Below are 26,001 nucleotides of genomic sequence, written 5' to 3'. Positions count from 1 at the left end.
TCAAAACTGAACAAAAGACCAAAGCGTTATATGGTTCTAAAACCATACATCGACTAGAGTATTACTCCATAGAAAGGAGGTGATCCAGCAGCACCTTCCGATACGGCTACCTTGTTACGACTTCACCCCAATCATCTGTCCCACCTTAGGCGGCTAGCTCCCAAAAGGGTTACTCCACCGACTTCGGGTGTTACAAACTCTCGTGGTGTGACGGGCGGTGTGTACAAGGCCCGGGAACGTATTCACCGCGGCATGCTGATCCGCGATTACTAGCAATTCCGGCTTCATGTAGGCGAGTTGCAGCCTACAATCCGAACTGAGAATGGCTTTATGAGATTGGCTCGACCTCGCGGTTTTGCTGCTCTTTGTACCATCCATTGTAGCACGTGTGTAGCCCAGGTCATAAGGGGCATGATGATTTGACGTCATCCCCACCTTCCTCCGGTTTGTCACCGGCAGTCACCTTAGAGTGCCCAACTAAATGCTGGCAACTAAGATCAAGGGTTGCGCTCGTTGCGGGACTTAACCCAACATCTCACGACACGAGCTGACGACAACCATGCACCACCTGTCACTTATGTCCCCGAAGGGAAATCCCTATCTCTAGGGAGGGCATAAGGATGTCAAGACCTGGTAAGGTTCTTCGCGTTGCTTCGAATTAAACCACATGCTCCACTGCTTGTGCGGGCCCCCGTCAATTCCTTTGAGTTTCAACCTTGCGGTCGTACTCCCCAGGCGGAGTGCTTAATGTGTTAACTTCGGCACTAAGGGCATCGAAACCCCTAACACCTAGCACTCATCGTTTACGGCGTGGACTACCAGGGTATCTAATCCTGTTTGCTCCCCACGCTTTCGCGCCTCAGCGTCAGTTACAGACCAGAGAGTCGCCTTCGCCACTGGTGTTCCTCCACATATCTACGCATTTCACCGCTACACGTGGAATTCCACTCTCCTCTTCTGTACTCAAGTCTCCCAGTTTCCAATGACCCTCCACGGTTGAGCCGTGGGCTTTCACATCAGACTTAAAAGACCGCCTGCGCGCGCTTTACGCCCAATAATTCCGGACAACGCTTGCCACCTACGTATTACCGCGGCTGCTGGCACGTAGTTAGCCGTGGCTTTCTGGTTAGGTACCGTCAAGGTACCGCCCTATTCGAACGATACTTGTTCTTCCCTAACAACAGAGCTTTACGAACCGAAATCCTTCATCACTCACGCGGCGTTGCTCCGTCAGACTTTCGTCCATTGCGGAAGATTCCCTACTGCTGCCTCCCGTAGGAGTCTGGGCCGTGTCTCAGTCCCAGTGTGGCCGATCACCCTCTCAGGTCGGCTACGCATCGTCGCCTTGGTAAGCCATTACCTTACCAACTAGCTAATGCGCCGCGGGCCCATCCTGCAGTGATAGCCGGAGCCATCTTTTAGTCTAAGACCATGAGGTCTCAGATATTATCCGGTATTAGCACCGATTTCTCGATGTTATCCCAGTCTACAGGGCAGGTTGCCCACGTGTTACTCACCCGTCCGCCGCTAACTGATTAAGAGCAAGCTCTTAATCAGTCCGCTCGACTTGCATGTATTAGGCACGCCGCCAGCGTTCGTCCTGAGCCAGGATCAAACTCTCCATAAAGGTGTTTGATTTGTGCTCAAATCGTATCGCTAACGATACTTCGTTGTGATTTTACGAAATCACTTAAAATTGACGAGAAAATCATGTTTTCTCTTTTCGCTTGGCTTTTGTTCAGTTTTCAAAGAACTACTTGTCACTCAACAGCGACTTTTCTAGTATAACATTTCGAAACGTATAAAGTCAAATGTTTTTTTTCGGAATGTTTTTTGGAAGTAAATCGCCTCGTCAGCGACAAGTAATAATATATCATCTATATTTCTTTTCGTCAACGTATTTTTTCATTTTTTTTGAACTGATAATAGGTTTTCATAATCCCTGGAGCTTTCGTGTCTTCTTTGTAGCAATTAATTAGCCCTCTACTAACTAGGTGGCGCACTAATAGCTCTAAATCAACACGATAATCTTCCGTTTCGACAATATCCATTAAATCCGAAATTGAATACCTCCGCTCAGAATCACTAATTAAAGATAGAAAATGATTTGCTCCAGATAACGTTTTGGAATGAACCGCTAACTCTGTAGCTAAAATTAATAATTCAATTCGCTGTTCAAGAGATTCTTCACTTTTAAGCAATTCCTGATAAAGCTTGTAAGTAGAAGGTTCAATATGTTTCACCTGTTCCCAAACAGTTACCTCTGGATAAAAACCATGTTCGATTACAGATAATCTAGCTAAATGATGAAGCGCATGCATCATATTACTAAACGCATCAAGTAAATGACCATTTTGAAAAAGGGTTTTCCCTTCTTCAAACCTTCTCAATGTCTTGGTGAACTGGATGGTCATTTTTTTACTACGATCTCCAGGTGGAAAAGTTTCAATTCGCTCTTTTACTTCTTGCAAGTACTCATTTCGATCAAATACAATCTTTCCGTTAACAAGCCAATCAACTAAACGACGATGGTTCCCCACTATTAAAGTTTGATGCATCATAGCCTGGCTTAATGAATGGAATGAAACTCTTTTTTCACCTATTTTATAATGCTTTACTTGCCAGTAAATATCTTGATTATTATTAATAAGAAGAATCACTATATCGAAGCCATCTGTAATTGATAACGGCAGCAAATCTTTTTGTACAACCAAAATAGCAAGTGTATCAGGCTGACTAGCCCGATCTTGGTATAACTGACGTATTAATACATCCATATTACAACCCCTCTCTCCTATAAAACCCTAACATTCATAGGAATGTAGAATACAAATTCTACAAAAGGAGTGTTTCTCCTGCTTTAATTTATTATGAGAAAACTTCATTAGCTGTTAACATCCTACTTGAGAGAATTATAATAGACTATGCTATACTACTACTAGATTTAGGAGGGACGAAAATGGCACTAAAGTATACAAACAAAATCAACAAAATAAGAACCTTCGCTCTTTCCCTTGTTTTTGTCGGAATTCTTATTATGTATATCGGAATCTTCTTCAGAGAATCTTATGTCGTTATGACAATTGCAATGTTACTCGGGTTCCTTTTTATCATCGGAAGTACTGTCGTTTATTTTTGGATAGGGATGCTTTCCACAAAAACGATTCAAGTTGTCTGTCCAAATTGTGGGGGCGCTACAAAAATGTTAGGACGCGTAGATGCCTGCATGCATTGTAACGAGCCGCTCACTATGGACAAAACACTCGAAGGTAAAGAATTTGATGAAAATTACAATCGCAAGAGAAATGCAAAGAAGTAGGCAAAGATGCCTACTTCTTTAAAACACAAAAAAAGTGAATCACTTCCATTATTAGAAATGACTCACGTCCCATTAATGCTTTGCTTCATTTTGACACTTTGGACAAGTTCCATAGATCTCCATTCGATGGTTATGAACTTTAAACCCCGTCACATGCTCTGCTAAAGTCTCAACCTCATCTAATCCAGGATAATGGAAATCAACAATCTTTCCACAATCCCCACAAATTACATGATAATGATCAGATGTTACTGAATCAAAACGACTGGATGCATCACCATATGTTAACTCTTTTACGATCCCAGCTTCCTTGAATACACGCAAGTTATTATAAACTGTAGCGACACTCATATTCGGAAAACGCCCCTCTAACGCTTTATATATATCATCAGCTGTTGGGTGGGTCATTGATTCATATAGGAATTCCAGTATCGCATGACGTTGCGGAGTCATACGCACACGGGTGCTCTTTAAAGCATCAAGCGCATCTTGTAAGCGATGATCAGACATTGCCATGCACCTCACTTTCAGAAAAAACCATTCTTACTTTATAATTAGTATAATATATACCAAATAAAACTGTCAATGTATCCACTATTCCTATGTTTGTAACCCTAAAAAGGGAGCAGAGTCTTTTACATCTAACAAAAAAGAAGTATAGCGATGAGCTTGTTGACTTTTACGTCTTTTTCTTTTTTCATAGTCTAAGCAAGTAGCTTTTAATACTCCTTTTAATTGTTGCACATCTTCTTCCTCTACACCAAAAAGGAACGTTGTATTCCCCTTTCTCCAAAAACCACCCGAACTAGCTAGCTCCGTCATTCGATAACCCTTCTTTTTTAGTTTTAATTCAATTTCATCCGCATAAAAGTTATCTATAATACAAACTAGAAGTTTCACAAACACACCTCCCGCAAATCTTTTACTATACAAATATTCGATTTGAAAGACCGATGTTCCTTTTCTATAGATGTTTTCCAAAGAACGAACTGCACTAATTTGGAAACCTCTAGGAATTAAACTTGCTAAAAGCTACTCTAGCTCGTCTTTCACAAATTGTAAAGCTTGTTCTACATGGTCTTTCACCTTAACTTTTCTCCACTCTTTAGCAATCTTTCCTTCTTTATCAATAATAAAAGTGGAGCGTTCAATGCCCATGTATTCTTTACCAAAATTCTTTTTCAATTTCCAAACTCCATAAGCTTCTGCAACCTGATGGTCTTCATCAGCAAGTAATAGAAATGGAAGTTGATATTTTTCAATAAATTTTTCATGTCTAGCAACCGGATCTGGACTTACCCCGATGATAACCGTATTCAGTGCCGTGAAATCCTCAATTTTATCTCTAAAATCACACGCTTGTGTCGTACATCCAGGCGTCATATCTTTCGGATAAAAGTATAATACTACATTTTTCCCACGGAATGATTCCAATGACACGTTTTCTCCATCGTTTGCTGGTAATGTAAATATCGGTGCTTCTTGTCCTTCTTTACGCATTGTTTTTCTCATCCTTCCATACCTTGTTTATGTAAGCGTAGCTTAACTTTCTGAGAAAAACAACTAATCTCCCCTCTTCGTCTGTAAAAAGGATGTAACAACAAAAGCTGCAGGTAAAAGGAAACCAATTAAAGCTTGAATGATAGCTACAAAACGCCCAATTCCAATTGGCACAACATCACCATATCCTACTGAAAGCATTGTAACAGCACTAAAGTAAATAATATCTTCTAATAGATGGGGAACAGTTCCTTCTACAGACGTACTTCCCTCATTCAATACATGAATTCCTAAAAGTTCCAACCCTAAATACAAATTAGAAAAAGATAAAATCACAGTTATATAAACCAAAATAAGTAAAGTAAAATGCCTTAAAGAAACTGTATGACTTCCACGAATAGGCTGGTATCGAATTAACATAAGAATACTGACAACTGATCCAGTTGTAGCAATCACTAATATAAGAGACAAAAGCAAATTCATATTCGTACCACCCCCTTCAGTTATTGTTATGATACTAGTCCATATAGAATTACTGAACTAGTAGAAGAATTTCTTTACAATAGAAACGTGAAACCAAGCTTCTCTTAACAGTTAATTGTATTTGCTCTTCATACTCGACTATGGTTGAATAACTAAGAGAAGTTTGAATTAGTGAATCAGGAGGGAATTAAATGAATTGGACAAACTCTGAAACATTATATAAAGAAGCACAAGACCTTATTGTAGGAGGAGTGAACAGCCCATCTAGAGCATTTAAGGGGGTAGGCGGAGGAAGTCCCGTTTTTATGGAGAGAGCTAAAGGAGCTTACTTTTGGGACGTCGATGGTAATCGTTACATTGATTACTTAGCCGCCTATGGACCCATCATTACTGGACACGCGCACCCTCATATTACGAAAGCCATTCAAAAAGCAGCTGAAAACGGGGTTTTATATGGCACACCAACAAAGTTAGAAAATACGTTTGCAAAAATGCTAAAAGAAGCCATCCCTTCTTTAGAAAAAGTTCGTTTCGTAAATTCAGGAACAGAAGCAGTTATGACGACAATTCGAGTAGCTAGAGCTTATACAGGCCGAGACAAAATCATTAAATTTGCTGGTTGTTACCACGGACACTCTGATTTAGTATTAGTCGCTGCCGGCTCGGGCCCATCTACCCTTGGCACTCCTGATTCTGCAGGGGTAACCAAAAGCATTGCAAAAGAAGTCATTACAGTACCATTTAATGATATTGACGCATACAAAGATGCACTTGATAAATGGGGTGATGAAATCGCAGCTGTACTGGTCGAGCCAATCGTCGGCAATTTCGGCATTGTTGAGCCAGTCGAAGGTTTTCTCGAAAAAGTGAATCAACTAACTCACGAGGCTGGTGCTCTTGTTATTTACGACGAGGTCATTACTGCATTTCGCTTCATGTATGGAGGTGCTCAAAATTACTTAGGTGTTGAACCCGATATGACAGCACTAGGAAAAATAATCGGTGGAGGACTTCCGATTGGTGCTTACGGTGGGCGAGTAGACATTATGGAGAAGGTAGCTCCACTCGGACCAGCCTACCAAGCTGGAACAATGGCTGGTAATCCAGCTTCAATGAGCGCCGGAATTGCTTGCCTAGAAGTACTTAAAGAAGACGGCATTTATCAAAATCTCGATCGTTTAGGGACTATGCTCGAAGAAGGGATCCTCCAAGCAGCAAAAGAACACAACCAAACTATAACGGTTAATCGTTTAAAGGGAGCTTTAACCGTCTATTTTACAGATGAAGAAGTGAAAAACTATGAACAAGCAGAAAAAACAAACGGAGAGCTTTTCGGCAAATTTTTTAAAGAGCTATTAAAAAGAGGTATTAATTTAGCACCATCTAAATATGAAGCATGGTTTCTAACGACCGCTCATACAGAAAAAGACATAAAAGTTACAATAAAAGCTGTTAATGAAGCATTCGCTGCTTTAAATGAAAGATAATTGATAAAAGTGTAACCAAAAGGTATATTATTCCTTTATGTTACACTCTTTTTTATTTAAAAAGGCTTGATTTGGACAGGCAATACATTGTATATTACCCTTCGGTGTGTTTTAGAGTAATCTAGAAAAACTTTGAAATACTACTATGTAATATTTGAGAATTGCATAAATTGTAAAAGGAGATTTTTTCTCACATGAAACTTGGAGCTCGTATATTTAAAACAGGGCTTGCTGTGATGCTATCACTATATTTAGCTATGTGGTTTAATTTAGAACCACCCTTATTTGCAGCATTGGCTGCAGCAATCGCTGTTCAACCATCTTTGTATCGCACATTTCAAACGATATTAGAACAAGTCCAAGCAAATATTATCGGTGCAATCTTAGCTGTTATTTTCGTGATGACATTTGGCCATGACCCTTTTGTTGTAGGGCTAGTTGTTATTTTGGCCATTTCAATCATTCTGAAAGTCAGACTTGAACCTACTACTATCCCACTCGCAATTGTAACTGTCATTATTATTATGGAAAGTCCAACAGATGACTTTATACAATTTGCAACAGGTCGATTTGCTTTAGTTATTCTAGGGGTATTAGCAGCATTTATTATTAATTTACTTTTTATCCCTCCGAGGTATGAAACAAAGCTTTATCACAAACTTCTCAAAGCAACAGAAGACATGAATCAATGGACAATGTTGTTTATACGGAATGCCGCAGACCATCGCGCCCTAAAGAAAGACTTAATTAGATTAGAAGAAAAGATGGTAAAGCTAGAGAATTTATTTTTGCTATACAAAGAAGAAAGAAACTATTTCTTGAAAAGTAAGTACGGAAAAGCAAGGAAAGTTGTACTTTATCGGCAGATGCTAATTACCGCAAAGAAGTCATTGTACCTATTAAAGAATCTTGAGAGGCGAGCCGAAGAGTTGTCAATCATGCCGGAAGAAACTCATAAAAAATTCGAAAAACAACTCGATTACCTTACTACTTATCACGATCGGATCTTACTTAGGTATATCGGAAAAGTTCATTCAAATCATTCAGAGGATTTAATTGAGAACATGAACAAAGGAAAAGAAGACCTTATGAAATTTTATATTAGCTTACAAGATCAACCTTGCATTGCTTATGATCAGTGGCTTCATCTTCTTCCAGCCGTTTCCCAAATGATTGAATATCAAGAGCAACTCGAACATCTCGATCATTTAGTTGATAGCTTTTTTAACTATCACCAGGAACAAAATGAAGTAAAGATTGAGACACAGGACGATGAATAAAAAAGAGGGGGTTTTCCATCAGTCAACAGACGTTTGGAAAACTCCCTCTTTTTCTAGTGTAGTTGTTGCACATCAAATAGCTTCTTATAACTTCCTTCACGCTTCATTAATTCTTCATGGCTTCCTTCTTCAACAATTTCCCCATTTTCAATGACGACAATTCGATCTGCATGCGTAATTGTAGATAAACGGTGTGCCACAATAAAAGTTGTTCGGTCTTTTGCAAGCTTCTCAAGAGCTTCTTGAATAAAATGCTCGCTTTCAAGGTCAAGCGCCGATGTCGCTTCATCAAAAATTAATATAGGTGGATTCTTTAAGAAGACCCTCGCAATAGCTACACGTTGCTTTTGTCCACCAGAAAGCTTAACGCCTCTTTCCCCGACCTCTGTATCGTAGCCTTTAGGTAACCCTAAAATAAATTCATGGGCATTGGCAGCCTGAGCTGCCGCAATAACCTCTTCATCTGTAGCTCCAGGTCTCCCCATTAAGATATTTTGTTTTACAGAATCACTGAATAGTATATTGTCTTGCAGTACCATACCGATATTATCTCGTAACGTTCGAACTTTATAATTTCGAATATCACTTCCATCTAATAAGATCTGACCTAGAGAAACATCATAAAAACGCGGAATGAGGCTAATAATTGTACTTTTGCCTCCACCACTCATTCCAACAAAGGCAATCGTTTCCCCTTGCGAAATATGTAAGTTGATATTTTTTAATACAGGTTTGTCTTCTTCATTATATTGAAAAGTGACATTGCGAAACTCTAACTGTCCTTTTGCTCTTGTTAAAGGTTTCGCCTGAGGTTCATCTTCAATATCATATTTCTCATCAACAAATTCAAACACACGATCCATTGAAGCGATTGCTTGAGTTAATGTCGTAGAGGAATTAATGAGTCGACGTAACGGTCCATACAACCTCTCCATATAGAGAACAAAAGCCGTCATTGCCCCAACTTCTAAATTTCCAATAATGACGAAGTAACCTGCAGCAAATATAACTAGTAAAGGTGCTATATCAGTAATTGTATTTACAACGGCAAAAGTCTTGGCATTCCACTTCGTATGATCGATAGCTCGATTCAGAAAATGAGTGTTACGCTTCGCAAATTGTGTTTGCTCATGTTCTTCTAGAGCAAAACTGCGAATAACACTCATTCCTTGCACTCTTTCGTGTAAATGACCTTGGACTTCAGCAAGTGCTTGAGAGCGGGTTCTAGTTAGGCCACGTAATCGTGCATAGAAATATTTCACTGAAAATCCATAGAAAGGAAACATGGATATTGCAACAAGTGTGAGCCATACATTTAAATTCAACATAATAATAATCGCAATTATGATCGTTATTAAATCAAGCCAAATGTTCATTAAACCAGTAATGACAAAGTTCTTAGTTTGCTCGACATCATGAATCACACGAGAAATAATTTCTCCTACTTTTCGATTTGAGTAAAACTTTAAACTTAACTTCTGGATATGAGTAAACAATTGATCTCTAATATCATATAACACTTTACTACCTATCCATTGCGCAAAGTATTGACGATAATACTCAACCGGCGGGCGTATGACAACGAAAATAACAAACATAATAACCATAATTTGTAACAGTAGAGTAATTTTCTCATCCTGATTCATCGCTTCCGCGAAAATAATATCATCAATGACATACATCATCACTAATGGCATTAATAAAGGAATCCCAAATTTCAAAATCCCAATTAAAATCGTAATAATAATTTCTTTCCAATATGGCTTGACGAAAGCCATATAGCGTTTTATGCTATCCAGCCTCGCCACCCCCTCTTTTAGAAAAGCTATTTCTGTCTAAATCAATGATTGATGTTATTTTAACCGTTATTATAAATACTAGTCCGTGTTAAAAATCACACCTATGACAAAAGCCTGACCTGGTTAGCACGTGTTATTCGTTCTAACCATAGTCAGACCTACTGTTTTAACGATATTGCAAGAAACGTTCATACCAATTCTCAACAAATTGAGGGGCGAACGGCCCTTTTCTTTGGTGAATCCAAGAGATTAATTCATCGACACTTCGTTTGAGAATATCATCTACAGCCGGTGGATAATTCATTTGCTTACGATGTAATTCATATTCATCTTCATCTAAGAGCTTAAAGGTCATGTCTGGGAACACCTTTATATCAAGGTCATAATCAATATACTTTAAAGCTTCATTATCCCAAGTAAAAGGTGAACCAAGGTTGCAATAGTAATAGATCCCGTCTGAGCGAATCATACCAATCGTATTAAACCACTGTTCGGAATCAAAGTAGCATATAGCCGGTTCACGAGTTCTCCAATTTCTTCCATCCGACTCCTTTACGAGAATTCGGTCATTTCCTCCAATTACAACCTTTGACGTCCCTTTAAGCACGATTGTTTCTTCCCAAATGCGATGAATCAACCCATTATGCTTGTAGCTATGGATTTCAATATTGCTTCCTACTTTGGGAAAATTCATAAATAACTCCCTTCTATGCTATTTTGGACGTCTGTAGGTAGAGTAGATCTTCTATACTTTTCAGTTACTCTCGCTTCCTACTCTAATCACTACCGTTTCATACTAATTCAATACAAATACATATACTCTTTTTCATTATACCTTTTTTTTTGTAATTTTGAAACTTTCAAGCACAAAAGTTTGTCTGGATTTAGGCTTGTAAATTATATCCTAATAAATTAGCACGAAAAGATTCCATGTTGGTATTTACTTCTATAATGATTAAAAAACATATTATCGTTCGTCTTAATATCCTTTTTAATCATTATCCTCTTAATTATAAAACAAGCACCCTCTGGACGATCTGCCAAAGGATGCTTGTTTTTGTTATTACTGTTGTCTTGAAGAGTTTTGCTGCTTGCGAGCTTGAGACTGAGCATTTTGCTGACGTACTTCTTGTACATCAGTTTCGCTCGCGAATTCTGTATCTGCACCTTGTGCAGAAGCAGCGTTTTGTCTTCTAACTTGTTGTGCGTTTGTTTTAGACGCTTGTTGTTGTTGTCTATCCATGTGTATCACCTCCACGACTATTAAGATGTCCTTCGGCGAAACACTTTATTCAAGTAAATTATAAATTTTTATATTAAAAAAGATATACCTCCATCGACAAAGATCCACATTATATCGTATAGCCCTACCTACGATCAGAAACACTAAGGTCAAACAACTAAGGAGTGAATAAATATGTATGTAGGAAGAGATATGACAGAGCTATCTATGATGTCAATAGATCAATGGACCGATAAGGAATTAGCTTATTTCCACCATGGGCTTCAGCAAATGACTCCTTACTTAAATGTAGAAGGTGTAACCATTCACCGCGAGATCATCCGTGAAATCGAAGCACGTGGAGGACTTCATCAAGAAGCAACTTGGACACAAGGAACGAAGCCTCATTATGATTAATTCATTCAACCTCAAAGATTCTTCTTCTTTGAGGTTTCTCTTTTTTATATATAGAACTTCGTATAAAATCAAATTATACATATATTTTTTAAAGGAGCGATCTAATTTTGAAAGCGGTTATTTATGAATCATATGGTGATCCACAAGTATTAAAGGTAGCAGATGTGCCAAAACCTGTTATAAAAGAAAATGAAGTTCTTATCAAAGTAAAAGCTAGTGGGGTAAACCCTGTTGATACCTATTTTAGAAAGGGGATTCGCCAGGTCAATTCATTCCCTCACATCCCTCATTTTGATTTGGCTGGAGAAGTTGCGGAAGTTGGAGCAACTGTAACAACTATTAAAGTGGGTGATCGGGTGTGGGCGACAAATGCGAAAGAGGCTTCCGCTGAATACGCTGCCGTTCCTGCTGATCTCGTTTTTCCACTACCAAATGAGCTGCACTTTCAAGACGGAGCAGCACTGGCGATGCCATTCATGACTGCGTATTTATCACTCTTTAATCGAGGTCAACTGAAAGAAGATGAGACAGTCTTAATATACGGCGGTGCTGGTGCAGTCGGACATGCTGCCATTCAGCTTGCAAAGAAAAATGGGGCAACCGTAATTGCTACAGCAAGTAACCAAGAAAAAGCTAAAATCGTGAAAGAAGTCGGAGCCGATGAAGTCATCGTCTATACATCAGAAGACCTTGTTGAAAAGGTTATGCAGTTCACAAATCAAAAAGGCGTTTCACTTATTTTAGACATGTCACTTAGCGAAAACTTAGAAAAGGATCTTGAAATAATTACTATCGGAGGTCGAATAATTACAATTGGATCTCCAGCTAATAACACGCCTCCGTTATTATGGAGACAACTTAACATGAAGCATGCTTCATTAATTGGAGTTTTTCTTTTCACAGCACCGCTTAAAGAATTGCTAACAGCAGGTAATGCAATTTCTGAAGGTTTCGCTTCAGGTCATTTCCAATCACATATTGGAAAAGTAGTACCTTTCCATTCTCCTGAGAAAGCTCATGCAGCTTTAGAATCAAAAGAATTCGATGGCCGAATTATTCTGAATCATGAATTGTCTATCTAATATAGGAATACTAAAAACCACTAAGTTAGGCTCTGCCTTTTACTCAGTGGTTTTTCCTCTACCTTTTTCAACTAAATAACTTTTACAAACAAGGGAAAACTAAAGGATAGCCTGATATAGAAAGGGAGATATCACATGGAAAAACAGTTGTATTATGTAAATTTAAACCCCATAAGTATGGACAAGATTAATCCAACACGTATCGACGATGGGCAACTAATTGAATATGAAATAGAAGCAACAGAAGCAGAGAAAAAAGCACTAGAAGATTTATTACACGAGGTACAAAGGCATGATTTAGAACTTGGTAACCTTTTTTCATTCCGACATTTCGACGATGGGAAGATTGACCAAGATCGCAATGAATTTCAACGGGGGTTAAATGATGTTTATGAAGAGCTTTATCGTTTAGGAACAACAGAAACAAAGGACAAAATAAGAGAAATTCATATGATTAATGATGATGCTTACCCGGTAGACAATAACTCAGAACCAAACACTCCGTTATAGTCGCTTTTTTTGTTGTTCATTTACTAAAAAGGTGTGAAGAAGGTCTCACACCTTTTTCAAATTGGCCATGGCTTCAGAAATTTGATTTAGATTGACCGCCATCAACATTTAATGTTGCTCCAACTACCCAATTTGCTTGTTCAGATGCTAAAAAAACAACAACATTTGCAATTTCTTCTACCGTCCCAAAGCGACCACCAGGTATTTCACTTTCGATAAATTCCTTTATTTTCTCTGGATTTTCTTCAAGCCTTCTTTGCCAATTTCCTGAAGGGTGTAAAACAGACCCAGGAGCAACACCATTTACACGAATTCCCTCTTTAATGACTTCATCAGCTAACGATTTAGTAAAACTGATCATGGCTGCTTTGGCACTGTTGTAAGTTACTTTACCTCCAGATTCACGGCCAAAGATGGAAGAGATGTTAATGATGCTTCCTGCCTTCTTCTCTTTCATATAAGGCAACACTAATTTACTGAAATGCACAGCTGAGAAGTAATTTAGGTCAAAAGCTTCATGGAATAAAGAAAGTTCAGTTTCTTCAGTTGTAGACCCATTGCTTCCACCTACATTATTTACAAGAATGTCAATTGTTCCGAAACGGTTAATAACTTCTTGAACGGTTTGTTTACGCTCAAGCTCGTCTTTTAAATCAGCTTGAATCGTAATAAGACCATCAAATGTAGCCGCTGCTTTTGCCAAATCTTCTTCTCCCCTTGCAACAATCGCTACTTTAGCACCTTCCTCGATGAAAGCTTTTGCAATTGCAAGTCCAATACCTTTAGATCCCCCTGTTACTAGAACAACTTTGTTATTCAAGTGTAAATCCAAATTGGTTTCCTCCTTAATTTACAAATAGCGTTTGTTGAATAATTTTTTGGTGAGAAACAGGAAAAGCATATTCTTCAATTTCATTTCTCTTTACCCATTTAAAAGTTCGGCCACTCCTCTTTTTCGTTTCGTTTATAACTACAGCTTCATACACTGTAATATTCCAAATTAAGTGAGAGAAGACATGCTCGACTTTTTGAACCTCGTTTTGTACTTCTATTTTAAGATCAAATTCCTTTTCTAGGAAGTCACTAAGTGCAATCTGATGGTTGACTTGATCGGTTACCTCAATATTGGGAAATTGCCATAAACGAGCTAACAAGCCTTTTTCAGGCCTTTTCTCAATGAGAATTTCTCCTGCTTGATTCTTCACGACAACTGCAGCCATATGTTTCATTGTTTGCTTTTTCTTTTTTGACTTAATTGGCAGTTGCGATTGAATCCCCTCTTGATTGGCCCTGCAATATGCCCTCACAGGACAAAGCAAACAACCTGGAGATGTCGGTGTACAGATTAGTGCTCCAAGTTCCATTAAACCCTGGTTAAATGCAGAGGGGTCTTCTTTTGAGATAAGATCATAAAGGATCGTCTCGAAAATTTTCCTTGTAGCGGGTTTTGCAATATCCTCTTCAACAATAAAAACCCTTGAAAGGACACGCATCACATTCCCATCAACTGCCGGCTCAGGCTTTCCATAAGCGATACTTAGTATGGCACCTGCTGTATAAGGGCCTACGCCTTTTAACGAGGATATCTCTTTTCTTGTATCGGGTACTCTTCCTTGATATTTTTCCACAACTTCTCGAACCGCTGATTGTAAATTGCGTACTCGAGAATAATAACCTAATCCTTCCCATGCTTTTAGAATCCGTTCTTCCTCTGCTTCTGCTAAAGCCTCAGCAGTAGGAAATTCTCGCATGAATGCTTGGTAATACGGAATAACCGTCTCAACTCTTGTTTGCTGTAACATAATTTCCGAAACCCATACGCGATAAGCATCTCTTGATTCACGCCAAGGTAATTCCCTCTGATTTTCTAGAAACCAACTAACTAAACTTTCCTGAAATCCTGTTATGTCAAAATCATTAAGAAGTTCCTGTTTCACGTTTTTTTATTCCTTCCTTTGAAATGCCCAACAATGAATCTTTTCTGCGCCTCCATTAATATACGGAACAATTTTCCCGAATATCTTATGTTCTTCTTGGCGACGAATTTTTCTTAATACTTGATAGTGAGAAGTGGTTGGCACTTCATACATTTCTACATAAAGATATGGTTGATCATCTGCAACGTACCATTGTATATTCTTAGCCTCATATTCAGGCAAGATCGCTAAAATCTCTTTCATGTCGCGTTCATAAGCTTCGACTTCTTCCTCTTTTACTTTATACTCCATAAAAATTTGTAAAGGTTTAATCATTTTTATCTTTCTCCCCTTTTTATTCAGATCTAATTCGGGTATAAATAAACTATATATCAACGTTGATTAGTTATTAAGGAGGTTTGTTCACGATGGATACAGGTACTCATGTCGTAATGGGGATATCTTTAGGCGGCTTGGCCACATTAGACCCCACTATAGCAAGTGACCCATTACTCCCTACTTCGGTCATGATTGCCACAATCATTGGCTCTCAAGCTCCAGATTTTGATACAGTATTAAAATTAAGAAATAATGCTGTATATATTCGAAACCATCGTGGAATAACTCATTCCATACCAGCAATCTTTATATGGCCTCTTTTTATTACTGGTGGCATTATTCTTTTAACCCCAGAGACAAATTGGCTAACCGTTTTGCTATGGTCGTTTATCGCTGTTTTTTTACACATTTTTGTTGATATCTTTAATGCTTATGGTACCCAAGCTTTACGACCTTTTTCAAATAAGTGGCTCGCGCTTGGCGTAATCAACATTTTTGATCCTTTTATTTTCTTTAGTCATTTAGTTGCTTTTGCATTTTGGGCCTTAGGGTTACCACCAGGACGAACGATGTTGGTATTATACCTTGTGTTGGTGTCTTATTATTTCTGGAGAATTATAGAAAAAAGACGTGTCGTCCAACTCGCTAAAACCCTTCATCCAGATGCAACACATGTTTTTGTTTCCCCTTCTATTAGATGGAGTCAATGGCATGTTGTCATTCGAACACGTGACGTCTTATTTGTCACGGAATGTAAAAATCATCAAATTGAGTACTTTGAACAATACTCATTTGACCCAATTCCAAATATTCCTATCATCAATGCTGCTAGAAAAGATTCTAATTTATCGGCATTCTTATCCTTTTCTCCAACATATCGCTGGGAAGTTGAAGAAAAGGGGGAGATTACAGAGGTTCGCTTCGTCGATTTACGCTATCGAAGCAAAGGACACTATCCCTTTGTGGCGATTGTTCAATTAGACCAAAATTTATCTATTATTAGTTCGTATACAGGTTGGGTTTTTAGTGAAGAAACATTGCAAAAGAAGTTAAATATTGTAACAGAATAATAATTAATGCCAAAAGCCACTGAATTAGGATCACCTTTCTTCAGTGGTTTTTAATCGAAGAAAACCTGACAGTTAAGCTTCTAAAAGGGTCTAAACTCCCCATTAATGTTTTAATGAATCATCCTGATTTAAATGTGTAAATTTCTCTTTTGTTGAAGTGTATTTATGAAGCATAGGTCCATACTGCTTTATCCACTTTGCTACAATTTGTTCTGTAACATCTTGCCCTTTGTAGGACCATCCGCCCTTCGCTCTCGTTGTCTCAAAGTCTTCCCATAAACTCTCTACCCATGTTCTTGCTTGATTAACACTTATTTCAGTATTAACAGATATTAACTGTTCAGTTAATCTTTTGAAGCGATCTTCCATCATCTTTTCCTCCTTTGACAATCATTACGTCTCATAACTTCTAATCCTGTGTTCATACTATTACAGAACACGTTGGAAGGGAGGGTCATCACAATGCGAAACAAAGCAAAAGGCTTTCCAAATCATATTAAGTTCGAGGGGTACTCACCAAAGGACATCCGAAATAAAAATGAGTCCAAACGAGCTGACTTAAGTATTAATACAAACCCTAGAGCTCGTATGAGAACAACCGATGGTGATACGAACAATTAATTATAATTAAGTGTTTTTCATTTAATTATCCAACGTTTCTGGAGGTGCCTGCTATGGGTAAGGAGAAACAGACATTTGAATTTGATTCAGAATACAGAAGTCCGTTTGATTCCCCACGTGCTAACCCTAAACATGCTTCAAAGCAAATTGGTGGCGAAACACAAATGAGTCAAACAGATATTAAAGTAAGGCTACACCGAAAAGCTCAACGATAGTTCATTTATGTAGAAGGAGAAGTCTTATTCGACTTCTCCTTCTACTTTAATAAGTAAAGAAATAGGAATTCCTTCTAACGATGTTGTATCATCACGATACCCCCAAGCAAAATATCCATTTAAATATGATATTTCAAATGTAGAACCGCCCTCAATTTCATAACTTTTCCCGGGCTTGAAATCTTCCGGATCTAGTAAATAAGCTTTGGCAATCAGTACACGTCGCTCATATACGGCAAACTCACTAGACATCCCCATTTGTTCTGCTTTTTTAGCTTTTTCATTTAACCGAGCAATTTCTTGACGGAGCTCGTATTCTGACATCTGACTAAATCTCTTTTGCTGTTCCATTTTTTGCTCATCCCTCTCTTTTCATCCACTTCATATTATAGATGAAACGCTTAAAACAAACAAAAGTTTAATTATAGAAAAGCTATAACGAGTCCAATTAACCCAGCAAAGCCAGCATAATAAACCATTGGCAACATTGTCATTCTTATAATGGTTCCTTCTTTTCCTACAAGACCGACAACCGAAGCTGCCGCAACCACATTCACAACACATATCATATTTCCTGCATTGGCACCGAGAACTTGTAATCCTAGGATAAGCATTGGGTCTAAGCCACTTTGATCTGCAACGTTAAATTGAAACAACGAAAACATCATATTACTAAACGTAGCACTACCGGATATAAACGACCCTAACGCTCCAATAAATGGGGCAACCATAGGCCATGCACCACCTAAATATGAAGATGCTTGAAACGCAAGTTCAACAGGCATGCTTTCTAATCCAGCCTCGTTCACACCAGAATTGATAAATATACGTACCATTGGCACTGCTGTAAAAAGTGTAATAGCTGTCCCTATAAGTGCCTTACTTGAGACATTGATTGCTTGTTTTAAAGCAGATACCGTCATACGGTGTAAGAAAAAAGTAATGATAACTACAATTAGAAAGACCGTTCCAGGTAAATAAAGCGGTTGGAAGTTAGCTGTTATTTCTGTGCCAAGAATATTTTCCCAACCAACGATGAAGCTCAATAACCATTCCTTTACTGGTAAAATGTCTAGACGAGTAATGACAAGTATAATTCCAAGTGAAATATAAGGAATCCAAGCGAGCGCTAATGGCAATCTTGATTTCTGATTCTGTTTCTCAAGTTTAATTGACCCAAACCATTCCGCCTTCCATGAATTCTCTTCACCAAAATCCCAACTCTCCTTCGGTAAGAACCAACGTTTCTTAAGCGCCAAAAGAACCATAACCAAACCAGATAAACCTCCAATGATAGCAGGAAACTCCGGTCCAATAAAGGTGGCAACAATCAATGCTGGAACTGTGAAGCTTAATCCAGCAAAAATCGCAAACTTCCACATTGCCAAACCTTCTTTCCATGACTGATTCTCACCGAAAAATCTCGTTAATAAAAGAACAAGAATCAAAGGCATAAACGTTCCAACAATCACATCAATCCTCATTACTTGCGCTGATATCATTCGAAGAAAGTCAGTTATCGCCATGTCCCCTAAATACAAAGCAGCCACAGGAGCGAGTGACGCTCCTTCTTGTAATCCTTGATGCACGCCAACGATTACAGGTGTACCAACCGCACCGAATGAAACAGGGCTACTATCTGCTATTAGAGATAAAACAACTGCCGCTAACGGTGGAAATCCTAAAGCAACTAGTAAAGGAGCTGCAATAGCTGCCGGAGTTCCGAATCCTGCGGCACCTTCAATAAAAGCCCCAAACAACCACGCAATTAAAATGACTTGAACGCGGCGATCATTGCTAATCCCTAAAAAACTGTTTCGAATCGTGTCAATAGCTCCGCTCAATTGTAAAGTATTCAATAATAAAATGGCACCTAAGACAATGTATAAGATAGACAGCCCTATCAAAATCCCCTCAATTGAAGCAGCTGCAATTTGAACCATTGGCACTTTCCAAAATAAATATGCAACTAATGCCGTAACGAAGAGACTTATCGGCATTGCCTTCATTGCCGGCATACGCATAAAGACCAAGAATATCAAAACGGCCAAGATTGGCGTTAACGCAATAATAGTAGCCATGTTCTCTCTCCTTTGTTTAATCCTATATATATATAGCTTACTCATAATTCTATTATACAATTAATTTGCTCAATGTTTCACAAACTTTTTTGAACAAAAAATGGACAATTACTATTATCCATTCTGTCTCATATCATACTATTTACAGTCTCAGTCTCATTCATCATCAATATACCTTTCGATTAGCTCAACCGAGAATCCTTTACGATAAAGGAATTGTTTTATTCTTTGCTTATATTCCCACCCCTTGTATTTTTCCTGATACTTTCGTTTAACTTTTTCTCCTTGAAAACAAATGGCCTTCCATTCTTCATCTTCTTCATTCGATAGATCTACTTCCTTTAAAGCTTCCACGATGGTCTCTCGAGCAAACCCTTTTAATTGGAGCTGATTTGATAACTTTTCTAAAAAAGCACGATTAGACGTTTTGACGGAACGTTTCTTCTGTTTTTCTAACCATTTGACAATTATATCAACCTGATCCTCTATCAAGTATTGTTCTAATGCTTGTTCAATTATTGTTTCCTCAACTCCTTTTTGAAGGAGCTCTTGCTTAAGCTTTATTGGACCTTTCATAAGTGTAGCCTGTTTTGATCGAATATAACTGTTAGCAAATTCAAGGTCGTTCAATAAGTGATCCTTTATTAATTTCAATATAACTTCTTCAATATGGTGTTCCTCTTTTTCTTTCTTTTGAAGGTAAGTACGTATCTCCTCAATAGAACGCATTCGATAGGATAAATAGTTGATTGCCAAATAATATGCTTTCTTCTTTTCATCTTCATCAATTAATTCGATCAATGCATCTTCATCTAAATCCATCCCTTTGCGTAACCCATGTTTAATAATTAAATCTTCATCTACACTTAAAGCATACTCTTCTCCTTTTCCAGTATCTAGAAACACATTATAGCGCTGCTTATTTTTCACTTGAATTTGGATTTTTGAAATGATCGCCAAACCAATCACCTACCTTTACAGTTGCAATAAATTCTATTAAAAAAGTAAACTAGAATCAGTATAACCTGCTTCTAACCCTAAACGGAGACATTCATCAAATGTTTTGAACGTTCTCCATTTCCAGCTTTTAAAAACGATCAGGAGGTACTATTATGCAGATTGCAATCGCAGGAGGAACAGGCTTTATTGGAACAAGGTTAACCGATCGATTAGTTGATCAAGGTCATACCGTATATATTTTAACAAGAGATGAAACGAATAAACCAGTAAAACCCAATGTTTACTATGTAAAATGGCTTGATGAAGAAGCGACTCCTGAAACTGTGTTTAACCGAATTGACGCCATCGTGAATCTTGCTGGCGAATCCATTGGATCAGGGCGCTGGACTTCTATACGAAAGGAACAAATTTTAAACAGTCGAATTGAATCTACTCGAGCGATTACCCGCCTAATTGAAAAACTTCCTATCAAACCAAAAGTATTGGTTAACGCATCTGCAATTGGTTATTATGGACATTCAAAAACGGCTATCTTCACAGAGGAGTCCACACCTGCTAAAAAAGACTTTTTATCTGACGTTGTACAAAAGTGGGAAAAAGAAGCGGAAAAAGCGACAATCTTTGATCTTCGTGTAGTGTACTGCCGGTTAGGTGTCGTACTTCACCCAAATGAAGGCGCGCTAGCAAAAATGTTGCTCCCTTACCGCCTATTTGCGGGTGGCCCTCTTGGAACTGGTGACCAATGGTTAAGTTGGATTCATATTGATGATGCCATTCAGATGTTTCAATTTGCTATTGAAGAAAGTCGAATATCAGGGCCATTTAATGTAACAGCGCCTTCACCTTGTACGATGAACGAATTTGGAAAACAGTTAGCAAGAACTTTACGTCGACCTCATTGGCTCCCGGCTCCATCTTTTGCTTTAAAGGCTTTGCTTGGAGAAATGAGTACACTCGTTCTTGATGGGCAACAAGTATTACCTACTAAAGCAATTAAAACGCATTATTCGTTCTTATATCCCACTTTAGACTCAGCCCTGACACACCTCCTCAAGAGTTAGATTATTCTAAATAAATTTTTAACAAAATGGCAGATTTTTTCACGAAAAATTTATAAAAAATAGGTATCTTTTTTTCAAAAAAACATTTAATATATAAAAGGATTCAAGAGAATATAAGCGTATTTTCAAACTAAACTGTTGTTTACCTACTATAAACACGCTAGAATCCCCAATATCGCTTAATTAACAACTATATAAGCATTGGGAAGGCAATTGGTGCGCCACCAGCTATGCTGGTTCTAGTGGGTTCGATTCCCACCCCGAATTTGATAAGATCGACTATTAAATTCGAGGGTGGAGCTCTTTTTCTGCCCTCATCAAAAGGAGGGCTTTTTGTGATTTTAAAAAAACGAGACGTCGCTGATTGTCATGCTTTGTTCGAATTGATAGTGGACCCGGCCGTGTTTCCATTTGTTCGTCAGAAGGCAAATTCATATGATGAGTTTGTATTCCTAACAAAACAGACAATAGAAGCTGAAGAACGCGGCGAGCTCATTTCTCGCACTATTGTTGATGAATGGGGCGCACCGATAGGTACAATTAATTTATTCGATGTTTCAAATAATAGTGGCTTTTTAGGTACATGGCTCGGAAAGCCCTACTTTGGAAAAGGCTATAATAAAGTAGCAAAAGATGCTTTTTTTGATGAGTTGTTCTTCTCTTGTGATATTCAAACTGTATTTATGCGTATTCGTAAAGAGAACATTCGATCATTTAAGGCTGCTGAGAAATTGCCTTACTGTACACTAGCAAATGATATTAGAAAAGATGTCTATGATCACATTAATACAAATCAAGATGTTTATAACCTTTTTCAAATTGAAAAAGATCAATACCATCTTCATTTAATGAGAACACAACAAGAAGAAGAAACTCTAGAAATAAAAGAAGCATAATTAAGATTAACTCTACCTTCTTTTGATTATACTGATACTATTCTTAAAGAAGGTGGTGCTCAGTATGGATAAAAAGAAACGTCGTGGACACGAAGATCGCAAAACATTACGTAAAGCTCAGGAAGTAAACTATGGATCAGAGTTCAGAGCAGCTGATCGAGTAGCAAATCGTAGCAAAATGTAATTTGAGACACTAACCTAGAAAAAAGAAAACAACCTAATTACAGGTTGTTTTCTTTTTTTAAAATAATTTGTATTTTTACAGAAATCACGAACCCCTTATAATTATAGGGTTTTTCCCGCATTGAATTGATCTGTCTATTTCAATTAGTTAGAAAACTTAACCATTTGGAAGCATTCTCAGCAATCATTGCCCTTATACTCCTTCATCCCACCTAAGCGTTTCATTTGCTAATTAATCCCTGTTAACCTAAGTTGCGTCGTTCTTTGACTCCGCTTATGATTAAATAGTAAAAAAAAAATTGAACGTGTAAGGGGGAAACCGACATTAAAAGTCAAATGGCTCCTGCACCCTCAAAAACAGCTGCGGTTCAGTTTGAAAAACCGACTGTTGAAGATGGTGCAGCAATGTGGGAACTCGTAAATGAGTCAACACTTGATCAAAACTCTGCTTACAAGTACATTATGATGTGTGAATTTTTTGCAGAAACTTGTGTAGTCGCAAAGGAAAACAATCAACTTGTTGGCTTCGTAACTGCTTTTATTCCTCCAGAGCGACAAGATGTTGTTTTCGTTTGGCAAGTAGGAGTCCATTCTTCGCAACGTGGGAAAGGGTTAGCATCTAAGTTAATTACAGAACTTGTGAACCGTTCTGGTTGCAAAGATGTATCTTACGTTGAAGCGACAGTTACTCCGTCAAACGAAGCATCACAGGCACTTTTCCGTAGTTTAGCTCGTAGTTTTCAAACCGAATGTGAAGTAAGCGAATGCTTCTCAGAAGATTTATTCCCTGAAGAGGGTCATGAAGCTGAATTAACGTTCCGTGTAGGACCGATAAAAAAATAGTCATACACAGAACGATGCGGGATGAGTGGAAATTCGCAAATACATTACCCAGTATAGGTATAATAGGAGGAGAAAAGTATGAGTCAGACAGATATGAGCATTTTTGAAAATCTTGAATCAGAGGTACGCAGTTATTGCCGTAGTTTTCCAACTGTTTTTACAAAAGCAAAAGGGTATAAAATGTGGGATGAAAAAGAAAGAGAATATATTGACTTTTTCTCAGGAGCAGGCGCGCTAAATTATGGTCATAATGATCCGATGATGAAAGCTAAACTTGTTGACTATATTCTAAGTGATGGTATTACTCATTCACTAGATATGGCAACATCACCAAAAGCCGAATTCTTAACAACTTTCAACGAAGTCATTTTAAAACCAAGGAATCTAGATTATAAAGTAATGTTTCCAGGACCTACTGGTACTAATACAGTTGAAAGTGCGTTGAAGTTAGCTCGTAAAGTTACTGGTCGTACGGATATCATTAGCTTTACTAATGGCTTCCACGGAATGACAATCGGTGCACTTTCCGTTACAGGTAATGCCTTCAAACGTAAAGGAGCAGGTATTCCATTACAAAATGTAGTAACAATGCCATATGATAGCTTTGTTAATGACAACCTCGACACTCTGGAGTATCTCGAGCGTTTCCTAGAGGATGGTGGTAGCGGTGTTGAAATCCCTGCTGCAATGATCCTCGAGACAGTCCAAGGTGAAGGCGGCATTAATGCTGCAAGTTTCGAGTGGTTACAACGCATAGAACAAATTTGTAAGCGTTGGGGCATTCTGCTGATTGTAGATGACGTTCAAGCAGGTGTCGGTCGTACTGGAACCTTCTTTAGTTTTGAAAAAGCTGGAATCAAACCTGATATTGTCTGTATGTCAAAGTCAATTGGTGGATACGGATTACCATTAGCAATTACATTAATTCGTCCTGAATTAGACATCTGGGCTCCTGGTGAACACAACGGTACTTTTAGAGGTAACAACCATGCCTTTATTACAGCAACAGCAGCACTAAATTACTGGAAAGATGCAAGCTTTGAAAAGGACATTCAAGAAAAATCAGAGAAGATTTATGCTTTCTTAGAAAGCATCGTTGCTAAGTATCCTGAATTAAACGGAGAAGTGCGAGGACGCGGATTTATGGTAGGAATTGCAACAGATATCGATGGTTTAGCTTCAAGCGTTGCAGAAGAAGCGTTCCAACGTGGTCTCATTATGGAAACTTCCGGTCCTAAAGATGAAGTATTTAAGCTCTTCCCTCCTCTTATTATTGATGACGAGGGATTAGAGAAAGGCTTTGAAATTATTGAAGACAGTGTCAAAGCTGTACTTGGTGCAAGAGAATTAGTCATCTCATAACTTGAAGAGGAGTTCTTTTCTCCTTTTAATAGAAAACACATAATTTTGGAGGTACTCTAACATGAAAGTAGTCAAACTAGCAGACATTCTAGGTACAGAACGTGAAGTAGACGGAGGAACGTGGATCAGCCGTCGTTTAGTAAATAAAAAAGACGGAATGGGATATTCCGTAAGTGATACAATTATAAAAGCCGGCACAGAAACTCATATTTGGTATCAAAATCACCTTGAATCTGTTTATTGTATTGAAGGTGAAGGTGAAGTTGTAACACTTGCTGATAACAAAGTATGGCCTATTAAAAAAGACGAAATATATGTACTAGATAAGCATGACGAACATTTACTACGTGCTAGTGAAAAGGGCGATATGCGTATGGTTTGTGTTTTTAATCCACCACTTACAGGGAACGAAGTACATGATGAAAATGGAGTATATCCTGTAGATGAAGATTGATTTTCTAAACCAGTTGACTTTTTAGTCAACTGGTTTATTTCTTTTTAAAAGGCTGTTGTTTTGAAGAAATTAATTAAGGTTATTAAATTAAGTAGTATAAAAAAATAGCCTCGGTGGAAAATTATTGTATATTTATAATGAATGGAGTGGCCAACATGGAACAAACGCTATATGAAAAAGTCGGAGGAGAAGACGCGATTGCAAAGGTGGTCGACTACTTTTACAACGAATTAGTATTAAAAGACGAAACGGTCAACCAATTCTTCAAAGAAACTGATATGGAGAAACAGCGGCGTCACCAAACTAAATTTATTAGTTTTGCATTAGGTGGTCCGAACCAATATTCAGGGAAATCAATGGCTAAGGCACACTCAGGCATGAATTTACAGCCAGCTCATTTTGACGCCATTGCCAAACACCTCCATACAGCTCTCGCCCACTTTGGAATAAATGAACCTGACATCGACAAAGCCATAACAAAAGTTGCATCGTTACGTGAGGACATTCTCTATAAATAAAGACTAGTTGCTATAACCTTACATATCAATATAAAGATCATCTCTGCCCTGCCCAATTCAACATTGAACAAGCTCTTATTAATAGCTAGGACAATAAACTGTATTATCTAAAGTAAAGAGGTGATCTTATGTTTCCCTGGCTTCAAGATATGAGCCTATTAACCCCTCAACAATCAAATTGGCAAGCTTGGCGTCCACCTTACCACCCATGGTACCCTTATCAACAACATTGGCATCCATGGCAAGCTTGGCAACCGAGGCCACACCGTCCATTTTGGTGGTAGGTGTTTACTTCACAAAGCTATTAAAAAGCAGGGGACGTCTCAATAGGTTTGGTTTTGACCTATTGAGACGTCCCTCCGAAGCATTGAACGAAGTCGCTA

The 26,001-nt window shown here is 38.2% G+C and carries 32 protein-coding genes and 1 rRNA gene; 17 read left to right on the top strand and 16 right to left on the bottom strand.

Annotated features, from left to right (window positions below; translation table 11 throughout):
- Positions 1-72 precede the first annotated feature (72 nt).
- Both BkAM31D_RS03370 and BkAM31D_RS03365 read right to left on the bottom strand, forming a co-directional pair.
- Positions 73-1,627 (bottom strand): 16S ribosomal RNA (locus BkAM31D_RS03370).
- A gap of 265 nt (positions 1,628-1,892) precedes the next feature.
- A complete protein-coding gene (locus BkAM31D_RS03365; RefSeq protein ID WP_066157639.1) occupies positions 1,893-2,777 on the bottom strand; it encodes a nucleotidyltransferase-like protein in 885 nt (294 codons plus the stop codon).
- A 182-nt stretch (positions 2,778-2,959) separates the two neighbouring features.
- Between BkAM31D_RS03365 and BkAM31D_RS03360 the strand changes: the two genes are divergently transcribed.
- Entirely contained in the window at positions 2,960-3,319 is a 360-nt protein-coding gene (locus tag BkAM31D_RS03360; protein ID WP_066157642.1) for a YgzB family protein, read from the top strand.
- Positions 3,320-3,391: 72 nt separating this feature from the next.
- Here the strand turns inward: BkAM31D_RS03360 and perR are convergent, their stop codons facing one another.
- The 4 genes from perR to BkAM31D_RS03340 all read right to left on the bottom strand — a co-directional run bounded on the left by perR (position 3,392) and on the right by BkAM31D_RS03340 (position 5,302).
- Positions 3,392-3,829: a peroxide-responsive transcriptional repressor PerR gene (perR, locus tag BkAM31D_RS03355; RefSeq protein ID WP_066157645.1), complete on the bottom strand. Its 438-nt coding sequence runs from the start codon at positions 3,827-3,829 to the stop codon at positions 3,392-3,394.
- A gap of 90 nt (positions 3,830-3,919) precedes the next feature.
- Positions 3,920-4,219 (bottom strand): cyclic-di-AMP receptor, encoded by a 300-nt coding sequence (locus BkAM31D_RS03350; RefSeq protein WP_066157648.1) that lies wholly within the window; start codon positions 4,217-4,219, stop codon positions 3,920-3,922.
- Between the two features lie 132 nt (positions 4,220-4,351).
- The gene (gene bcp / locus BkAM31D_RS03345) at positions 4,352-4,819 is read right to left on the bottom strand and encodes a thioredoxin-dependent thiol peroxidase (RefSeq protein WP_066157651.1); all 468 of its coding nucleotides are present in this window, start codon (positions 4,817-4,819) and stop codon (positions 4,352-4,354) included.
- 63 nt (positions 4,820-4,882) lie between these two features.
- Positions 4,883-5,302: a potassium channel family protein gene (locus BkAM31D_RS03340; RefSeq protein ID WP_066157654.1), complete on the bottom strand. Its 420-nt coding sequence runs from the start codon at positions 5,300-5,302 to the stop codon at positions 4,883-4,885.
- 191 nt (positions 5,303-5,493) lie between these two features.
- Here BkAM31D_RS03340 and BkAM31D_RS03335 point away from each other — a divergent pair, with 191 nt between their 5' ends.
- Positions 5,494-6,789, top strand: a complete 1,296-nt coding sequence (locus BkAM31D_RS03335; protein WP_066157657.1) for a glutamate-1-semialdehyde 2,1-aminomutase — start codon at positions 5,494-5,496, stop codon at positions 6,787-6,789.
- Positions 6,790-6,983: 194 nt separating this feature from the next.
- Positions 6,984-8,069, top strand: coding sequence for an FUSC family protein (locus BkAM31D_RS03330; protein WP_066157659.1), 1,086 nt, complete (start codon positions 6,984-6,986; stop codon positions 8,067-8,069).
- Positions 8,070-8,122: 53 nt separating this feature from the next.
- Here BkAM31D_RS03330 and BkAM31D_RS03325 read toward each other — a convergent pair whose 3' ends face one another.
- The 3 genes from BkAM31D_RS03325 to BkAM31D_RS03315 all read right to left on the bottom strand — a co-directional run bounded on the left by BkAM31D_RS03325 (position 8,123) and on the right by BkAM31D_RS03315 (position 11,111).
- Positions 8,123-9,868, bottom strand: coding sequence for an ABC transporter ATP-binding protein (locus BkAM31D_RS03325; RefSeq protein ID WP_066158178.1), 1,746 nt, complete (start codon positions 9,866-9,868; stop codon positions 8,123-8,125).
- A gap of 166 nt (positions 9,869-10,034) precedes the next feature.
- Complete coding sequence (gene ntdP, locus BkAM31D_RS03320; RefSeq protein WP_066157662.1) at positions 10,035-10,562, bottom strand: nucleoside tri-diphosphate phosphatase; 528 nt, start codon at positions 10,560-10,562, stop codon at positions 10,035-10,037.
- Between the two features lie 369 nt (positions 10,563-10,931).
- Positions 10,932-11,111: a gamma-type small acid-soluble spore protein gene (locus BkAM31D_RS03315; protein ID WP_066157665.1), complete on the bottom strand. Its 180-nt coding sequence runs from the start codon at positions 11,109-11,111 to the stop codon at positions 10,932-10,934.
- Between the two features lie 174 nt (positions 11,112-11,285).
- On the opposite strand from BkAM31D_RS03315, the gene yfhS reads away from it, so the two are divergent.
- From yfhS to BkAM31D_RS03300, 3 genes are all read left to right on the top strand, one after another.
- A complete protein-coding gene (gene yfhS / locus BkAM31D_RS03310) occupies positions 11,286-11,507 on the top strand; it encodes a mother cell protein YfhS (protein ID WP_066157668.1) in 222 nt (73 codons plus the stop codon).
- Positions 11,508-11,614: 107 nt separating this feature from the next.
- On the top strand, positions 11,615-12,589 hold the full coding sequence (locus BkAM31D_RS03305) for an NADPH:quinone reductase (RefSeq protein WP_066157671.1): 975 nt from the start codon (positions 11,615-11,617) through the stop codon (positions 12,587-12,589).
- A gap of 135 nt (positions 12,590-12,724) precedes the next feature.
- Positions 12,725-13,099, top strand: a complete 375-nt coding sequence (locus BkAM31D_RS03300; RefSeq protein ID WP_066157674.1) for a hypothetical protein — start codon at positions 12,725-12,727, stop codon at positions 13,097-13,099.
- A 73-nt stretch (positions 13,100-13,172) separates the two neighbouring features.
- Here BkAM31D_RS03300 and BkAM31D_RS03295 read toward each other — a convergent pair whose 3' ends face one another.
- The 3 genes from BkAM31D_RS03295 to BkAM31D_RS03285 are packed head-to-tail and all read right to left on the bottom strand — an operon-like array spanning position 13,173 to position 15,351.
- Complete coding sequence (locus tag BkAM31D_RS03295) at positions 13,173-13,931, bottom strand: SDR family NAD(P)-dependent oxidoreductase (protein ID WP_066157678.1); 759 nt, start codon at positions 13,929-13,931, stop codon at positions 13,173-13,175.
- A gap of 13 nt (positions 13,932-13,944) precedes the next feature.
- Positions 13,945-15,036, bottom strand: coding sequence for an A/G-specific adenine glycosylase (gene mutY, locus BkAM31D_RS03290; protein ID WP_066157681.1), 1,092 nt, complete (start codon positions 15,034-15,036; stop codon positions 13,945-13,947).
- Between the two features lie 6 nt (positions 15,037-15,042).
- Complete coding sequence (locus BkAM31D_RS03285) at positions 15,043-15,351, bottom strand: hypothetical protein (protein WP_066157684.1); 309 nt, start codon at positions 15,349-15,351, stop codon at positions 15,043-15,045.
- Positions 15,352-15,443: 92 nt separating this feature from the next.
- Between BkAM31D_RS03285 and BkAM31D_RS03280 the strand changes: the two genes are divergently transcribed.
- The gene (locus tag BkAM31D_RS03280; RefSeq protein WP_066157686.1) at positions 15,444-16,424 is read left to right on the top strand and encodes a metal-dependent hydrolase; all 981 of its coding nucleotides are present in this window, start codon (positions 15,444-15,446) and stop codon (positions 16,422-16,424) included.
- A 102-nt stretch (positions 16,425-16,526) separates the two neighbouring features.
- Here the strand turns inward: BkAM31D_RS03280 and BkAM31D_RS03275 are convergent, their stop codons facing one another.
- Positions 16,527-16,796 carry a YfhJ family protein gene (locus BkAM31D_RS03275; protein ID WP_066157689.1) on the bottom strand — a complete coding sequence of 90 codons (270 nt, stop codon included), beginning with the start codon at positions 16,794-16,796 and terminating at the stop codon, positions 16,527-16,529.
- A gap of 90 nt (positions 16,797-16,886) precedes the next feature.
- Here BkAM31D_RS03275 and sspK point away from each other — a divergent pair, with 90 nt between their 5' ends.
- Together sspK and BkAM31D_RS03265 are read left to right on the top strand one after the other, a co-directional pair.
- Positions 16,887-17,045 carry a small acid-soluble spore protein K gene (sspK, locus tag BkAM31D_RS03270; protein ID WP_084372347.1) on the top strand — a complete coding sequence of 53 codons (159 nt, stop codon included), beginning with the start codon at positions 16,887-16,889 and terminating at the stop codon, positions 17,043-17,045.
- Between the two features lie 53 nt (positions 17,046-17,098).
- Positions 17,099-17,260 carry a YpzG family protein gene (locus BkAM31D_RS03265; RefSeq protein WP_084372349.1) on the top strand — a complete coding sequence of 54 codons (162 nt, stop codon included), beginning with the start codon at positions 17,099-17,101 and terminating at the stop codon, positions 17,258-17,260.
- Between the two features lie 24 nt (positions 17,261-17,284).
- On the opposite strand, the gene BkAM31D_RS03260 is transcribed toward BkAM31D_RS03265, so the two are convergent.
- From BkAM31D_RS03260 to recX, 3 genes are all read right to left on the bottom strand, one after another.
- Positions 17,285-17,611 (bottom strand): YfhH family protein, encoded by a 327-nt coding sequence (locus BkAM31D_RS03260; RefSeq protein ID WP_066157691.1) that lies wholly within the window; start codon positions 17,609-17,611, stop codon positions 17,285-17,287.
- A gap of 71 nt (positions 17,612-17,682) precedes the next feature.
- On the bottom strand, positions 17,683-19,341 hold the full coding sequence (locus tag BkAM31D_RS03255; protein ID WP_084372350.1) for an L-lactate permease: 1,659 nt from the start codon (positions 19,339-19,341) through the stop codon (positions 17,683-17,685).
- Positions 19,342-19,497: 156 nt separating this feature from the next.
- Positions 19,498-20,301, bottom strand: coding sequence for a recombination regulator RecX (gene recX / locus BkAM31D_RS03250; RefSeq protein ID WP_066157693.1), 804 nt, complete (start codon positions 20,299-20,301; stop codon positions 19,498-19,500).
- A gap of 152 nt (positions 20,302-20,453) precedes the next feature.
- Between recX and BkAM31D_RS03245 the strand changes: the two genes are divergently transcribed.
- From BkAM31D_RS03245 to BkAM31D_RS23440, 8 genes are all read left to right on the top strand, one after another.
- Positions 20,454-21,362, top strand: a complete 909-nt coding sequence (locus BkAM31D_RS03245; RefSeq protein WP_066157695.1) for a TIGR01777 family oxidoreductase — start codon at positions 20,454-20,456, stop codon at positions 21,360-21,362.
- A gap of 338 nt (positions 21,363-21,700) precedes the next feature.
- A complete protein-coding gene (locus tag BkAM31D_RS03240; RefSeq protein ID WP_066158179.1) occupies positions 21,701-22,258 on the top strand; it encodes a GNAT family N-acetyltransferase in 558 nt (185 codons plus the stop codon).
- Positions 22,259-22,322: 64 nt separating this feature from the next.
- Positions 22,323-22,442, top strand: coding sequence for a YfhE family protein (locus BkAM31D_RS03235; RefSeq protein ID WP_084372352.1), 120 nt, complete (start codon positions 22,323-22,325; stop codon positions 22,440-22,442).
- A 335-nt stretch (positions 22,443-22,777) separates the two neighbouring features.
- Entirely contained in the window at positions 22,778-23,284 is a 507-nt protein-coding gene (ectA, locus tag BkAM31D_RS03230) for a diaminobutyrate acetyltransferase (protein WP_066157702.1), read from the top strand.
- Positions 23,285-23,362: 78 nt separating this feature from the next.
- On the top strand, positions 23,363-24,646 hold the full coding sequence (gene ectB / locus BkAM31D_RS03225; protein ID WP_066157706.1) for a diaminobutyrate--2-oxoglutarate transaminase: 1,284 nt from the start codon (positions 23,363-23,365) through the stop codon (positions 24,644-24,646).
- Positions 24,647-24,707: 61 nt separating this feature from the next.
- A complete protein-coding gene (locus BkAM31D_RS03220; protein ID WP_066157711.1) occupies positions 24,708-25,100 on the top strand; it encodes an ectoine synthase in 393 nt (130 codons plus the stop codon).
- Between the two features lie 155 nt (positions 25,101-25,255).
- Positions 25,256-25,618 (top strand): group I truncated hemoglobin, encoded by a 363-nt coding sequence (locus tag BkAM31D_RS03215; RefSeq protein WP_066157715.1) that lies wholly within the window; start codon positions 25,256-25,258, stop codon positions 25,616-25,618.
- Between the two features lie 128 nt (positions 25,619-25,746).
- Complete coding sequence (locus BkAM31D_RS23440; RefSeq protein ID WP_157076877.1) at positions 25,747-25,902, top strand: hypothetical protein; 156 nt, start codon at positions 25,747-25,749, stop codon at positions 25,900-25,902.
- Positions 25,903-26,001: the final 99 nt, after the last annotated feature.

Origin of the sequence: Halalkalibacter krulwichiae, from assembly GCF_002109385.1 — a bacterium.
GTDB classification, from domain to species: domain Bacteria; phylum Bacillota; class Bacilli; order Bacillales; family Bacillaceae_D; genus Halalkalibacter; species Halalkalibacter krulwichiae.
Note: the sequence above shows the minus strand (reverse complement) of the source record. Positions and strands in the feature narration are given on the sequence as shown.